We start from the raw sequence: 14,090 nt of genomic DNA, 5'->3' as shown, positions 1-14,090 counted from the left end.
TCTGATATTTCAGAAAGTCATTTTTTTAATCAATAAAATCAGTAATGCCTAAAGTAATTTGGCTTTCTTGTTCTGTTTGGGAAATGGTTGCTTTACCGTCTTTGGTTTGTTTGCCGTAATCGCCAAAACCACTATGATTACCACCGACGATAGTCAAGTATTCGGTATCGTCAGGGAGGCGCTTTTTAGCTTTTTCGTAATTGTCCCATTGCAGTACCTTATCATTGCTAGCAGTGATTGATAGAACTTTTAAATTACTATCAGATAAGTTAGTTTTTTCAGATGGATAGCTCGCAAGTAGAATAAGCCCAGAAATGGCTTGAGAGTCAGAATCAGCGGCATTTAAGCAGGCAACAACGCCACCTAGTGAATGTCCAGCTAGGTAAACATTGGAGAGATTGTTTTTCGCAGTCACTTTTAAGGCTTTGTTGCTTGATAAAACTGGCAGATTCAAAGGTGTTTTTAAGAGATAAACGTCAAAACCTTCTTGCGCTAAGTTTTTTGCCAAACTTGCGTAGGCTGTTTCCTCGACGAGAGCACCTTGGTAAAAAACAATACTAGCTTTAGCGGTGCCAGAACTTTGAAAAAACAGATAATCTTTTGTGCTTTCGGCAGTTTTAGCAGCTGTCTGTGCTTCTGAACTTGCTTGGTAAGTTTTTTGATGAAGTACCACTCCACTAATGGTAATTAGAATAGCAATAATCAGAAGGAAACTTAAAGTAAATTTTTTGATTTTTTTCATGGCTAATTGAAATATGGGTTAAAATTCTTCTCGTGGGCAATAGTCGTTTCACGAGCGTGACCAGGGTAAACCATGAAATGATTTGGCAAGCTGAAAAGTTCAGCTTTTATACTATTTAGTAATTGTTCAGAATTTCCCGTTGGTAAATCTGTGCGTCCGATTGTTTCACGAAAAAGAGCATCGCCAGTTAAAACCAATTCATCATCTGGAAATACTAAGGAAACACTACCGCAAGAATGTCCAGGCGTTTGACGAACATGAAAACGAAAACCAGCGATTTGATAATCATCATCATACTGATAATGATGTTCGGCAGGCGCTAAGACAACATCTGGCAAATCCGCATGGCGCTCCAAACCTGAAAAATTATCTTTCGGCGAATAAAGCCAAGACGCTTCTTTATCAGAAATGTAAACAGGTGGGTGTCCAAAAGCGTCACGAATGACATCAAGTCCCATAATATGGTCATAATGAGCATGTGTGATTAAAATTGCCACAACTGGTTTATCAAATGAGGCAATCTTTTCTTGAATATGGTCAACATCACTACCTGGATCAACAACAATAATGCCTTGGTCATTGACCAATAAATAAGTATTTTCACGTGCAACGTGATTTAATAATCTAAAAATCTTCATAAAAAAAGTGTATCAAAAATTTGGCTAAAAGTCATATTTGTGAGATTTGGAGATATGTGAGATTAAAAATAATGTTGAGATTAGATGAATGTACCTAGCAAAAATGGTATAATCTATGTGTTATGATGCAAGTGAATTCTCAAAAATATGCTATTGTGGATTTGGAGGCAACGGGTGCCCATGCAATGGCAGAAATTATTCAAGTTGGGATTGTGATTATTGAAAATGATGAAATCGTCAAGACCTATCAAACGGATGTCAATCCCCACGAGGCTTTGTCTGAACATATTATTAATTTGACTGGTATTACAGATGAGCAATTGGCAAAAGCGCCAGATTTTTCACAAGTTGCGCAGGAGATTTTTAACCTAATTGAGGATTGTGTTTTTGTGGCTCACAATGTCAAATTTGATGCCAATCTGTTAGCAGAACAATTATTCATGGAAGGCTATGAATTACGAACACCTCGCGTTGATACGGTTGAATTGGCGCAGGTTTTTTATCCAACTTTTGAGAAATACAGTTTGGGAAATTTAGCTGATGTTTTAGCTTTAGATTTGGCAGATGCTCACACGGCAATTTCAGATGCCTATGCGACTGCGCAGCTATTTTTAAAATTGAAAGCAAAAATGAAAAGCCTGCCCAAGGAAGTCTTGGAAAGCCTTTTGCCTTTAGCTGATAACCTTTTGTTTGAAACAGGGATGTTAATTGAGGAAAGCTTCAAACAGGCTAAGGTTTTATCGCCAAAAGATTTTCAAGAAGTTGGTGGCTTAGTGCTACGACAACCAAAAACGATTGGTGAAGCGCGTCAATTATCAGAAGCATTTGATGTCAATTTGGCGCTTCTGGGCTTGGATGCGCGTGAAAAGCAAAGTCAGTTTGCACAGTTGGTTAAAGATGATTTTCAATCGTCACAGGTCTCATTTTTAGAAGCGCAAGCAGGACTTGGAAAAACCTATGGTTATCTTTTACCTTTGCTCCAGTTAGCTCAAGATGAGCAGGTCATTGTTTCCGTACCAACTAAGGTTCTTCAAGACCAAATCATGGCAAATGAAGTCAGAAAGATTCAAGACGTTTTTCACATACCGTGTCAATCAATTAAAGGTCCTGGTAACTATATTAAATTAGATGCCTTCGCGGATAGTTTGCGACGTGAAGGGGATAATCGTTTGGTAAATCGTTATAAAATGCAGCTTTTGGTTTGGCTGACTGAAACGGAGACTGGCGATTTAGATGAAATCAAACAAAAACAGCGATTTGAAGCTTATTTTGACCAGATTAAACATGATGGAAATTTAAGCGAAAAATCCCTTTATAAGGATGTTGATTTTTGGAATCGTACTTATGAAAATGCGAAACATAGCAAACTATTGATTATTAATCATGCTTATTTTTTAGAACGTGTGCAAGATGATAAGGCGTTTGCGGCTAAGAAAGTGCTTGTTTTTGATGAAGCCCAAAAATTGATTTTAAATTTGGAGCAATTTTCACGTCGTCGTGTTAACGTAACGCAATTGGTGCAAAAACTTGAAAAGCACTTAGATGCAGCTTTATCGACATTGGAAAAACGATTGATAGAAAGCCTTTCTTTCCAATTGAGCCATTTGGCAACACGCTTTTACCAAAATCAAGAGGTCTATGTGACAACAGAGGACGCTCGTCGTTTAGAACAAGCAACCAATGAATTGCTGGCTTTCAATCCTGATTGGCGATATATTTGTTTGGAGGATTTGTTAGCCTTATTTGCGCAGCCTTTTACTGATTTTTGGTTTGAGACAATTGTTGAAAATGAAAAACGTCAAACTTACCTAAATGCTAGTAGTGAAGAATTGTTGAATTTTCAAGAATTTCTACCCGAAACACGCAAGACTTATATGATTTCGGCAACCTTGCATATCAGTCCGCAGGTTAGTTTAGCTGATTTGCTAGGCTTTGAACACTATCATTTCATGAGCATTGCGCATGATAAGCAGAATGCCCAACATATTTGGATTGATGAGGAAATGCCAAATGTCGCTGATATTTCTGAGGAAGAATATGCTTCAGCCATTGCAGAGCGTATTTATCAGTTAAAACAATTGGATGAGCCGATTTTGGTGTTATTTAATGCCAAGAAAACAATGCTTGATGTTTCTGATTTGCTAGATGATATGGCACTTCATCATTTGACGCAGGAGAAAAATGGTACGGCTTATAATGTCAAACGTCGTTTTGAACGTGGTGAAAGTCGTATTCTTCTTGGAACAGGCGCTTTCTGGGAAGGTGTGGATTTTGTTCAAGCAGATAAAATAATTGAGGTCATCACACGATTGCCGTTTGAAAATCCTAAGGATTTATTTGTGCAAAAAATCAGCAATTATTTGCTAGCGCAAGCCAAATCACCGTTTTATGATTATTCATTACCATTAGCAATCTTGAAATTAAAACAAGCGATTGGACGTACGATGAGACGTGACAATCAACGCTCAGCTGTGCTCATTTTAGACAATCGGATATTGACAAAATCATACGGAAAAATGATAAATGATGCTTTGACAGAAGAATTTTACCTTTCTTCTCAAAAATTTTCAAAGAGTCTAACAGAAATAAAGAATTTTTTGCTATAATAAAGGGGATAAACTAAAAGGGAGAAGTAAATGAAAAAATTAACACCAGTAAAACAGTATTTACTTGGTTTTAGCTTGATTTTCTTAGTTCTCTTGATTTCTGTGGTGACGGTTTTGTATCTATCAGTGAAACCGAGACTGGACGCAGAAAAATTGGCTACCCAAGTTGCCGTTGAAAAAGCTGATTTGACAGAAACATCTTCAGTTGACCTTTATAATGGTTCAGAGACTTATTATAGCGTTTATGGGACAACATCATCTGGAGAGCAAAAGATTGTGTCTGTTGGCGAGGACAATGGTGAAGTTTATGTCTACTCTGTAAATGATGGTATTAGTCGTAAAGAAGCTAAGCAAGTTGCGACAGCAAATGGAGCGACTGGTATTTCTAAGGTTGTTTATGGTATTTATGACGAAACGCCTATTTGGGAAGTAACAGCTACTAATGGTTATTATCTTGTGAATTTTGAAACAAGTGAGCTCGTGAAGAAGGAGGGCATATGACAAACTTATCAAATCGCGTGTTGAACATGGAAGAAAGTGTGACATTAGCAGCAAGTGCGCGTGCTAAAGCCTTAAAAGCAGAAGGTCGTGATATTTCATCACTTACTTTGGGAGAACCTGATTTTGTAACTCCTAAAAATATCCAAGATGCAGCTATTGAGGCAATTCAAAATGGTAAAGCAAGCTTTTACACAGTTGCTTCAGGACTACCTGAATTAAAAGATGCTATTAATAGCTACATGGAAAAATTCTATGGCTATTCAATCAATCGTAATCAAGTGGTTGTGGCAACAGGTGCAAAATTTATCCTTTATACTTTCTTTACAACTGTTCTTAATCCAGGCGATGAAGTCATTATCCCAACACCATGCTGGGTGTCTTATGTTGACCAAGTCAAAATGGTTGATGGTGTGCCAGTAACTGTTGCGACAACTGAAAGCAATCATTTCAAAGCGACCGTTGAACAACTTGAAGCAGCTCGTACAGAAAAAACAAAAGTTCTCTTGTTAAATTCGCCGTCTAACCCAACAGGTATGATTTACACACGTGATGAATTGGAAGCTATCGGAAATTGGGCAGTAGAACACAACATTATAATTCTTGCTGACGATATTTATGGACGGTTGGTTTATAATGGTAATGAGTTTACACCAATCTCAAGTATTTCAGAAGCTATCAGAAAACAAACTGTTGTGGTTAACGGTGTTTCAAAAACTTATGCCATGACAGGTTGGCGTGTCGGTTTTGCGGTTGCTGAAGAAGAAATTATTTCAGGAATGGCAAAAGTTATTAGCCAAACAACCTCAAATTTGACAGCCGTTTCTCAATATGCAGCCATTGAAGCTCTTACTGGTCCACAAGATTCTATTGAGACAATGCGTCAAGCTTTCGAAGAACGCCTTAATACTATCTATCCATTGCTTAATGCAGTTCCTGGATTTGAAGTGATTAAACCACAAGGGGCATTCTACCTTTTCCCTAACGTGAAAAAAGCGATGGAAATGAAAGGCTATACAGATGTCACAGCATTTACAACAGCTATTCTCGAAGAAGCTGGTGTTGCTCTTGTCACTGGTGCAGGTTTTGGTGCTCCTGAAAATGTTCGTTTGAGCTATGCCACTGACTTGGACACTTTGAAAGACGCTGTTAATCGTTTGAAAGCCTTTATGGAAAAATAAGCTATGTCTAAAAGACGAAAAATCATTATTGTATTAGTCGCCTTTTTAGGAATTGTATTAGTCGGATTGGGAATTCATTTCAAACCGAGCTCTCCCAAGCTAACAGAACTTGGAGATTATCGTGTTAGTACAGATGAAAAGACCTTTGAAATTGATTTGGCTAGTAACAGCAGCACGGGATATTCTTGGGTAGCTAGTGATGTTAATAGCGAAGCTATTACTTTAGAGGGTGTAACTTATCACACTTATCCAAGTAAATCAGATACCGTAGGTTCTGGCGGTTATAGTCAATTGACAGGAAAGGTGACAAAATCTGGAAAGCAATCTTTCAAGTTAACCTATTGTCAAGACTGGGACGGCGGCGAAAAAGAAATGACCTACCAAGTCACAATCAATAGCACAAAAAATAAAATAAGTAAGATTAAACTGACAGAAGTGTCAGAGTAATAGTTGAAAAGAGGAAATATGTCTAAAGATTACGTATCTATTATTGATGTTAAAGACCATGTTGGTGAAGAAGTCACAATCGGTGCTTGGGTTGCCAACAAATCAGGAAAAGGAAAAATTGCCTTCCTACAACTTCGTGACGGAACAGCATTCTTCCAAGCTGTTGCTTTCAAACCAAACTTCATCGAAAAATTTGGTGAAGAAGAAGGAACTGAAAAATTCAATACTATCAAACACCTTAACCAAGAAACTTCTATCCTTATCACAGGTATTGTCAAAGAAGATTCTCGTTCAAAATTTGGTTATGAGCTTGATGTGACAGACCTTGAAATTGTTGGTCACTCAGAAGATTACCCAATCACTCCAAAAGAACATGGTACAGATTTCCTAATGGATCACCGTCACTTGTGGTTGCGTTCACGCAAACAAATGGCTATCATGCAAGTTCGTAATGCAATTATCTATGCAACTTATGAATTCTTTGATAAAAATGGCTTCATCAAATTTGATAGCCCAATCTTATCAGGAAATGCGGCTGAAGATTCAACAGAATTGTTTGAAACAGACTATTTTGGTACACCTGCTTACTTGAGCCAATCAGGTCAATTGTACCTTGAAGCTGGTGCTATGGCGCTTGGTCGTGTCTTTGACTTCGGTCCTGTTTTCCGTGCTGAAAAATCAAAAACTCGCCGTCACTTGACTGAGTTCTGGATGATGGATGCTGAATATTCATTCCTTTCACACGAAGAATCTCTTGATCTTCAAGAAGCTTATGTTAAAGCTCTTATCCAAGGTGTTCTTGACCGTGCTCCACAAGCCCTTGAAATCTTGGAACGTGACGTTGATTTGCTTAAAAAATACATTGCAGAACCATTCAAACGTGTTTCTTACGATGATGCTATCTCGCTTCTTCAAGAACATGAAAATGACGAAGATGCTGATTACGAACATCTAGAACACGGTGATGACTTCGGTTCACCACATGAAACTTGGATTTCAAACTATTTTGGTGTTCCAACATTCGTTATCAATTATCCTGCAAGCTTCAAAGCTTTCTATATGAAGCCAGTTCCTGATAATCCGGAACGCGTTTTGTGTGCTGACCTTCTTGCACCAGAAGGTTACGGAGAAATCATCGGTGGTTCAGTCCGTGAAGATGATTACGATGCTCTTGTGGCTAAAATGGATGCCCTTGAAATGGATAAATCGGAATACGAATTCTACCTTGACCTTCGTAAATACGGTTCAGTACCACACGCTGGATTTGGTATCGGTATCGAACGTATGGTAACATTCGTGGCTGGAACAAAACACATCCGTGAAGCCATTCCATTCCCACGTATGCTACATCGTATTAAACCTTAGTATATACAAAAAAGACGCTAATAGGCGTCTTTTTTGTATGCAGGATAACGAGTACGACTATTTGAAGCGCTTTTAAAATTTGGTTTCTTTTAAGTTTTCTTTGTTATGTTTTTAGTGGAGGTGATAAACATGATAACTTATATCACGGAGATTACCTTTTTTGATTCAATTTTTCGTGTTGCTCTAAAACTTCAACGAGTACCAGAAAAACTTTTACTGGAAATAAAACGACAACTCAATCAAGTCGAATACGACTTGAAATCTTGGGAAGAAAAATTTTCCCAAAGCGATAACTTTTTTTCTGACTTAGAACGATTTTATAGGGCATTTTTTATGTGGATTCTACAAAATAATTTCTCAAAACTTGGGCAACACGAAGCAATTGTTTCAATCACTTGTAAGAAACTTTAATAAGGGGTTAGATTACAAAAGCCAGCTGATTTCAGCTGGTATTTTTTGTGCATAGTAATCAAAAAAATCCTCAAAACATCTTTGCAAAAATGCAATAATGTGTTTAGATAGTAGCTAAAAAATTTATTAAGGAGGCTAACTTGGATAAAACAACATTAAAGGATTTAGCAAAAGCAGAATTACATTGTCATTTGGAGGTTTCTATCTCACTGGGGGTCATTCATCAATTGGCAGAAATGGCAAATATAACAGTGTCAGATAAAGAGCTGAAACAATTGGTGGTTGCGCCAGAAAATGCAGAATCTTTAATGGATTATTTCAAAACTTTTGATTTTGTTCGTCTACTTTTACAGACCAAAGAAGCGCTACATTTGGCAGCTTATGACGTTGCAAGACAAGCAGCACAAGAAAACGTGATTTATACTGAAATTCGTTTTGCGCCTGAAGTGTCAATGGATGAGGGCTTGAGTGCTTCTGAGACGGTAGAAGTAGTGCTTGCTGGGCTCAAGCAAGCTGAAGAAGACTTTGGCATTGTCGCTAAAGTGCTCGTCTGTGGCATGAAGCAGTCGCCAAAAGAAGTGACGCGAGATATTTTTGAACATGTTGTTGAGTTAGCTGAAAAAGGTTTGTTTGGTTTTGATTTCGCGGGAAATGAATTGGACTTTCCACCTGCTCAATTGGCCGATTTGATTAAAGAAACACAAGCGCTAGGACTTCCAATGACTTTTCATGCTGGAGAATGTGGCTGTGCGCATTATATTGCAGACTCTATCACCCATGATATTAAGCGCATCGGGCATAGTACAGCTATTTACAATCAGCCTGAATTAATTCAAGAGTTCATCGAAAAAGGTGTTACAGCAGAGCTAGAGCTATGTTTAACAAGTAATTTACAGACAAAAGCCGCTAAATCATTGGATGAATTTCCATTTCTAGCTTTAAAAAATGCTGGTGCTAAAATTACGATTAATACGGATACCCGAACAGTTTCTGATACCAATTTAACCAAAGAATATACTCTTTTTGTCAAACACTTTGGGGTAAGTGTAGCTGATTTTCTAGCCTTTAATAAAAATGCTATCCAAGCTTCTTTCACAAATGAAGCCCAAAAAGCTGAATTATTATCAAAAATTGATAATTATATGAAACATTTCTGTAAAAATATGCTACAATAGTGGTAGTTTATGTTTGGAGGAAACTATGGCTTTAGTTAAGATTGTCTATGCCAGCATGACAGGAAACACTGAAGAAATTGCTGACATTGTAGGAAATAAATTTGAAGAACTTGGACACATTGTCGAAGTTGACGAATGCACAACTGTTGATGCAGCTGATTTTGAAGATGCTGATGTTGCTATCGTAGCATCATACACTTATGGCGATGGTGAATTGCCAGACGAAATCGTTGATTTCTACGAAGATCTTGCCGACGTTGATTTGTCAGATAAAATCTTTGGTGTTGTTGGTTCTGGTGATACTTTCTACGATTATTTCTGTAAAGCAGTTGATGAATTTGAAGCTCAATTTGCATTAACTGGTGCTACAAAAGGTGCTGATTCTATCAAGGTTGATTTGTCAGCTGATGATGAAGATATTCAAAAATTGGAAGCTTTTGCAGAAACAATTTCTGAAAAAGTAAATTAATCAAAAAAAGAGGTTGAACCTCTTTTTTTGTTGCCTAAATGCTGATAAAAGTTATTTTTATGTTAAAAAGCTGTATTTTAATACTTTTTATGTGAAAATCTTTGTCAAAGAAGGTATAATAATTAAATTAGCAGGGCTTTGATATTACTGAATTTTGAAGCTATTTAAGTAATTTTCTCTCTTTGCGGAGCCTGACTGATAAAGAAAGTTTTAGCTGGTCATATAAGGATGAAGTCTTGTTTAGAAATGAGGTTTTATATGGCAAAAAATAGAGAATACGATTATGGTTTTCACGATGATGTCAATCCGACCTATTCCACAGGTAAGGGGATGACAGAGGAAATTGTACGCAATATATCAAAGGTGAAAAATGAGCCTGATTGGATGCTTGAGTATCGCCTAAAAAGTTTGGAGTTGTTCCATAAACTCCCAATGCCTGATTGGGGGCCGGACCTTTCTGGAATTGATTTTGACGATGTTATTTATTTTCAAAAGTTATCCGACCGTCGTGCCAATAACTGGGATGATGTTCCTGACAAAATCAAGCAAACCTTTGAACGTCTTGGGATTCCAGAAGCGGAACGCCAATTTTTGTCAGGTGCAGTGGCACAGTATGAGTCTGAAGTGGTTTACCACAATATGAAAGATGAATTCAAGAAGCAAGGCATTATCTTTACAGATACAGACACAGCCTTGCAAGAATACCCTGACCTTTTCAAAAAATATTTTGGAAAAATCGTTTCTAATAGCGAGCATAAATTCGCTGCTTTAAACGGTGCTGTTTGGTCAGGTGGAACCTTTATTTACGTTCCTAAGGGCGTGCAATGTGACATTCCTGTTCAAACCTATTTCCGCATTAATGGTGAAAACGCTGGGCAATTCGAACGTAGTTTGATTATCGTAGATGAAGGTGCTTCCATTCAATACATCGAAGGCTGTACTGCGCCAAATTACACAACCAATAGTCTGCATGCGGCAACGGTTGAAATTATCGTTAAACGTGATGCAAGTTTCCGCTACACAACCATCCAAAACTGGTCTGACAATGTCTATAATCTTGTTACCGAACGTGGAACAGTTGAGGAAAACGGTATGTTAGAATGGATTGACGGTAACCTCGGAAGTAAGGTAAACATGAAATACCCATGTTCCATCTTAAACGGACCACACGCCCGAACATCAGTTCTATCTATGGCATTTGCAAATTATGGACAACATCTGGATGCGGGTTGTAAGGTATATCACAATGCTCCACACACTTCTTCAACCTTGATTTCTAAATCAGTTGCCAAAGACGGTGGTAAGACAGACTATCGTGGTTCTGTTTATTTTGGCAAAAATAGCGGTGGCTCAAAATCCCACATTGAATGTGATACGATTCTCATGGATGATTTATCAAGTTCAGATACAATTCCATTCAATGAAATTCACAATTCAAACGTGGCTTTGGAACATGAAGCTAAAGTTTCCAAAGTATCTGAGGATCAGTTGTACTACATGATGAGCCGAGGTATTTCAGAAGAAGAAGCAACAGCAATGATTGTCAACGGCTTTATGGAGCCAATTACGAAAGAATTACGAATGGAATACGCTGTTGAATTAAACAGTCTGATTACCATGAGCATGGAAGGTTCAGTTGGTTAATCAAATAAGATGCCTTAATCATTTTAGCTAACATGTTCAAAAAGCCTTCTACACATCATCTTGTCAAGTGAAAAAGTTTTCTTTATAATGGTAGCGGTATGAAAAAATTTAAGTACGGGTACGATGACCTACGCAAGATTTTAATAACGATTGGTGTTATTGCGGTAGTTAGCTATTTTGTGATTTACGTGATTGGGCATTGGGACATTATTGTCACTTTTTTGCAATCACGTTCTCAAGCTGAAATGAAAGCTATTCTGTCGCAATTGCGCTCAAAAACAATCCTCAATTTTGTTATTTTAATTTTGTTAACGGCGGTTACGGCTGCTATTCCATTTATGTCTAATGCTATCTTTGCGATATTTAACGGTGTTGTTTATGGTCCTGGTATCGGATTTTTGATGAACGTTTTTAGCAATATTGTGGGAAATTTTGTTTTTATCAAGATTCTTAAAATGATTGACATCACAGATAGTGAGAAAAAATTGAAAAATCGATTTGCTGGCATTGACGTACTTGAAAATACAGATTTTGGAATTATTTTAGGCTATATGATACCGATTATGCCAACGATTCTTGTCAATTATCATGTCGCTGAAACCAAGCTTTCTTGGCGTAAATGGCTTCTCTATATAACCATTGGAGTGGCTCCGAGCAGTTTCGTTTACGCGCTTGGTGGTGATGCGGTTGTTGCAGGTAATCTTAAACGTATCGTAGTGCTTTTGGTTATTGTTGCTGTTGTTTATTTAGTCGTTACTTATTTGAAGCGAAGAGGTAAAAAGAAAGCATAATATAAAAATGAGCTATTAGTTTAGAAAGGGCATCTTATTGATGAATTTAGATACTATCCGTCAGGAAATTGATCACGTTGATCAGGAGTTGGTCGCTTTATTGGAAAAACGCATGCAGTTGGTTAATCAAGTTGTTGCTTACAAGAAGTCTACAGGAAGACCTATTTTAGATACTAGCCGTGAAGACGCAGTGCTTCAAAAAGCAGCAAGTTGTGTCGAAGATAAAGCGTTTGAACAAACGATTGTTAACACATTTGCAGATATCATGAAAAATTCACGTGACTACCAAGCAAAACAACTTGACAATGATTGAGCTTGAGAGGTGTGAGAAGATGATAAAGAAACTGAAAGACAATGAAGATTATTCTTATCTGCTCTTGCTAAAATTAATGCTAGTTAGCATTGTTATCGGGCTTTTGGTTGGTTTTGTTGATACCGTATTTGGTCGCGTGTTACTTTTTCTTAGCGATTTTCGAACAGAACATTTCAACTATCTTATCCCATTTTTAGGAATTATTGGGCTTTTAATTGTTTTTCTTTATCAAAAGGCAGATGAGCGAGTAAGTAAAGGAATGGGCTTAGTTTTTGCGATTGGTCAAAGCCAAGAAAAGGAAATTCCGCTTATTTTGGTTCCTCTAGTCACTTTGGCAACATGGTTGACACACCTTTTTGGAGGTAGTGCTGGACGAGAAGGCGTAGCGGTTCAACTAGGGGCGGCGATTGCTCATGGTTTTAGCCGTTTCTTTGATTTTGAAAATAACTCGCGCCTTTTTCTGGTTACAGGTATGGCAGCTGGTTTTGCAGGGCTTTTCCAAACGCCCATAGCAGCCGTGTTCTTTGCATTAGAGATTTTGGTGCTTGGCAAGTTGCAATTACAAGCTTTACTTCCAATGACTGTCGCTTCTTTTGTAGCAAGTGCGACTTCACATTCATTAGGATTGGAAAAATTTTCTCATCTAGTGAGTGCAGATTTGACACTTGATGTGATGACTTTTTGCAAATTAGCTGTACTAGGCATTATCTTTGGCTTGGTTGGAAATCTTTTCGCAAAATTGTTGGCTATTGCTAAAGAAAAGGCTAAAGATGTCATGGATAATCCTTATTACCGTATCCTATTTGGGGGTATCTTATTAAGTCTGATTTTTTTGATATGCTATCATGGACGTTATTCAGGTTTGGGAACAAATTTGATTGAAGCAAGCTTTGCAGGTAAAGAAATTTATTTCTACGATTGGTTGCTCAAATTGCTTTTAACGGTAGCGACTTTGGCTATCGGTTTTCAAGGTGGCGAAGTGACACCACTCTTTGCGATTGGTGCATCTCTTGGAGTTGTTTTGGCAAATCTTTTTGGCTTACCTATTGAATTTGTCGCCGCAGCTGGTTATATCAGCGTATTTGGTAGTGCAACCAATACACTTATAGCCCCTATTTTTATTGGTGGTGAAGTATTTGGCTTTGCTAATTTACCATATTTTGTTGTGGTTATGATTTTTGCTTACAGCGTTAATCGAAAACATTCTATCTACGGCGGACAAGAAGTTCTGACATTTTAAATGATTTATCAACAGCGTTTAGGTAATGACTAAACTATGCTTTTAAAATTAAGTGTTTTTTATTAAAAATTCATCAAAAAAGTTGCGAGATATGGCTTTACACCACCAATGTTTTTTGTTAAAATATAAAAAGTGTGTAATGGACACACAAAAATACGGCTAATCCGCTGGGACAAGCACCTAATGATTAGTAAGATAGGAGAAAAAATAATGAATCCATTAATCCAAAGTTTGACTGAAAGTCAATTACGTACTGACATCCCTACATTCCACCCTGGTGATACTGTTCGTGTTCACGCGAAAGTTGTTGAAGGAAGCCGCGAACGTGTCCAAATTTTCGAAGGTGTGGTTATTTCACGTAAAGGTCAAGGGATCTCAGAAATGTACACAGTTCGTAAAATTTCAAGTGGTATCGGTGTTGAACGTACATTCCCACTTCACACTCCACGTGTAGAAAAAATCGAAGTTGTTCGTCATGGTAAAGTACGTCGTGCTAAACTTTACTACTTGCGTGCATTACAAGGTAAAGCTGCTCGTATTAAAGAAATCCGTCGTTAATTTTGACGATAA

At 37.6% G+C, this 14,090-nt stretch carries 15 protein-coding genes; 13 read left to right on the top strand and 2 right to left on the bottom strand.

Going from position 1 to position 14,090, the window contains the following annotated elements; all coding sequences use genetic code 11:
* Window positions 1–25 precede the first annotated feature (25 nt).
* Window positions 26–742 (bottom strand): alpha/beta hydrolase, encoded by a 717-nt coding sequence (locus E8M05_RS07530; RefSeq protein WP_003065665.1) that lies wholly within the window; start codon window positions 740–742, stop codon window positions 26–28.
* Window positions 743–744: 2 nt separating this feature from the next.
* Complete coding sequence (locus tag E8M05_RS07525) at window positions 745–1,380, bottom strand: MBL fold metallo-hydrolase (RefSeq protein ID WP_003065664.1); 636 nt, start codon at window positions 1,378–1,380, stop codon at window positions 745–747.
* Window positions 1,381–1,502: 122 nt separating this feature from the next.
* Between E8M05_RS07525 and E8M05_RS07520 the strand changes: the two genes are divergently transcribed.
* The 13 genes from E8M05_RS07520 to rplS all read left to right on the top strand — a co-directional run bounded on the left by E8M05_RS07520 (window position 1,503) and on the right by rplS (window position 14,078).
* Window positions 1,503–3,986, top strand: a complete 2,484-nt coding sequence (locus tag E8M05_RS07520; protein WP_003065662.1) for a bifunctional DnaQ family exonuclease/ATP-dependent helicase — start codon at window positions 1,503–1,505, stop codon at window positions 3,984–3,986.
* 30 nt (window positions 3,987–4,016) lie between these two features.
* Entirely contained in the window at window positions 4,017–4,487 is a 471-nt protein-coding gene (locus E8M05_RS07515) for a cell wall elongation regulator TseB-like domain-containing protein (protein WP_003065660.1), read from the top strand.
* Entirely contained in the window at window positions 4,484–5,665 is a 1,182-nt protein-coding gene (locus tag E8M05_RS07510) for a pyridoxal phosphate-dependent aminotransferase (RefSeq protein WP_003065658.1), read from the top strand. The genes E8M05_RS07515 and E8M05_RS07510 overlap by 4 nt, the downstream gene beginning before the upstream one ends.
* A gap of 3 nt (window positions 5,666–5,668) precedes the next feature.
* Entirely contained in the window at window positions 5,669–6,112 is a 444-nt protein-coding gene (locus E8M05_RS07505; RefSeq protein ID WP_003065657.1) for a protease inhibitor I42 family protein, read from the top strand.
* An 18-nt stretch (window positions 6,113–6,130) separates the two neighbouring features.
* On the top strand, window positions 6,131–7,477 hold the full coding sequence (asnS, locus tag E8M05_RS07500; protein ID WP_003065655.1) for an asparagine--tRNA ligase: 1,347 nt from the start codon (window positions 6,131–6,133) through the stop codon (window positions 7,475–7,477).
* A gap of 129 nt (window positions 7,478–7,606) precedes the next feature.
* On the top strand, window positions 7,607–7,888 hold the full coding sequence (locus E8M05_RS07495) for a hypothetical protein (RefSeq protein ID WP_013852077.1): 282 nt from the start codon (window positions 7,607–7,609) through the stop codon (window positions 7,886–7,888).
* Window positions 7,889–8,028: 140 nt separating this feature from the next.
* On the top strand, window positions 8,029–9,063 hold the full coding sequence (gene add, locus E8M05_RS07490) for an adenosine deaminase (RefSeq protein ID WP_003065649.1): 1,035 nt from the start codon (window positions 8,029–8,031) through the stop codon (window positions 9,061–9,063).
* Between the two features lie 25 nt (window positions 9,064–9,088).
* On the top strand, window positions 9,089–9,532 hold the full coding sequence (locus tag E8M05_RS07485; RefSeq protein WP_003065648.1) for a flavodoxin: 444 nt from the start codon (window positions 9,089–9,091) through the stop codon (window positions 9,530–9,532).
* Between the two features lie 258 nt (window positions 9,533–9,790).
* Window positions 9,791–11,176, top strand: a complete 1,386-nt coding sequence (sufB, locus tag E8M05_RS07480) for a Fe-S cluster assembly protein SufB (RefSeq protein WP_041972829.1) — start codon at window positions 9,791–9,793, stop codon at window positions 11,174–11,176.
* 98 nt (window positions 11,177–11,274) lie between these two features.
* Window positions 11,275–11,967, top strand: coding sequence for a VTT domain-containing protein (locus E8M05_RS07475; RefSeq protein ID WP_003065646.1), 693 nt, complete (start codon window positions 11,275–11,277; stop codon window positions 11,965–11,967).
* Window positions 11,968–12,004: 37 nt separating this feature from the next.
* Complete coding sequence (locus E8M05_RS07470; RefSeq protein WP_013852072.1) at window positions 12,005–12,280, top strand: chorismate mutase; 276 nt, start codon at window positions 12,005–12,007, stop codon at window positions 12,278–12,280.
* A gap of 19 nt (window positions 12,281–12,299) precedes the next feature.
* Entirely contained in the window at window positions 12,300–13,520 is a 1,221-nt protein-coding gene (locus E8M05_RS07465; RefSeq protein ID WP_041972827.1) for a voltage-gated chloride channel family protein, read from the top strand.
* A 210-nt stretch (window positions 13,521–13,730) separates the two neighbouring features.
* Window positions 13,731–14,078 (top strand): 50S ribosomal protein L19, encoded by a 348-nt coding sequence (gene rplS, locus E8M05_RS07460; protein WP_013852070.1) that lies wholly within the window; start codon window positions 13,731–13,733, stop codon window positions 14,076–14,078.
* Window positions 14,079–14,090 lie beyond the last annotated feature (12 nt).

Origin of the sequence: Streptococcus pasteurianus (assembly GCF_004843545.1) — a bacterium.
GTDB classification, from domain to species: domain Bacteria; phylum Bacillota; class Bacilli; order Lactobacillales; family Streptococcaceae; genus Streptococcus; species Streptococcus pasteurianus.
Note: the sequence above shows the minus strand (reverse complement) of the source record. Positions and strands in the feature narration are given on the sequence as shown.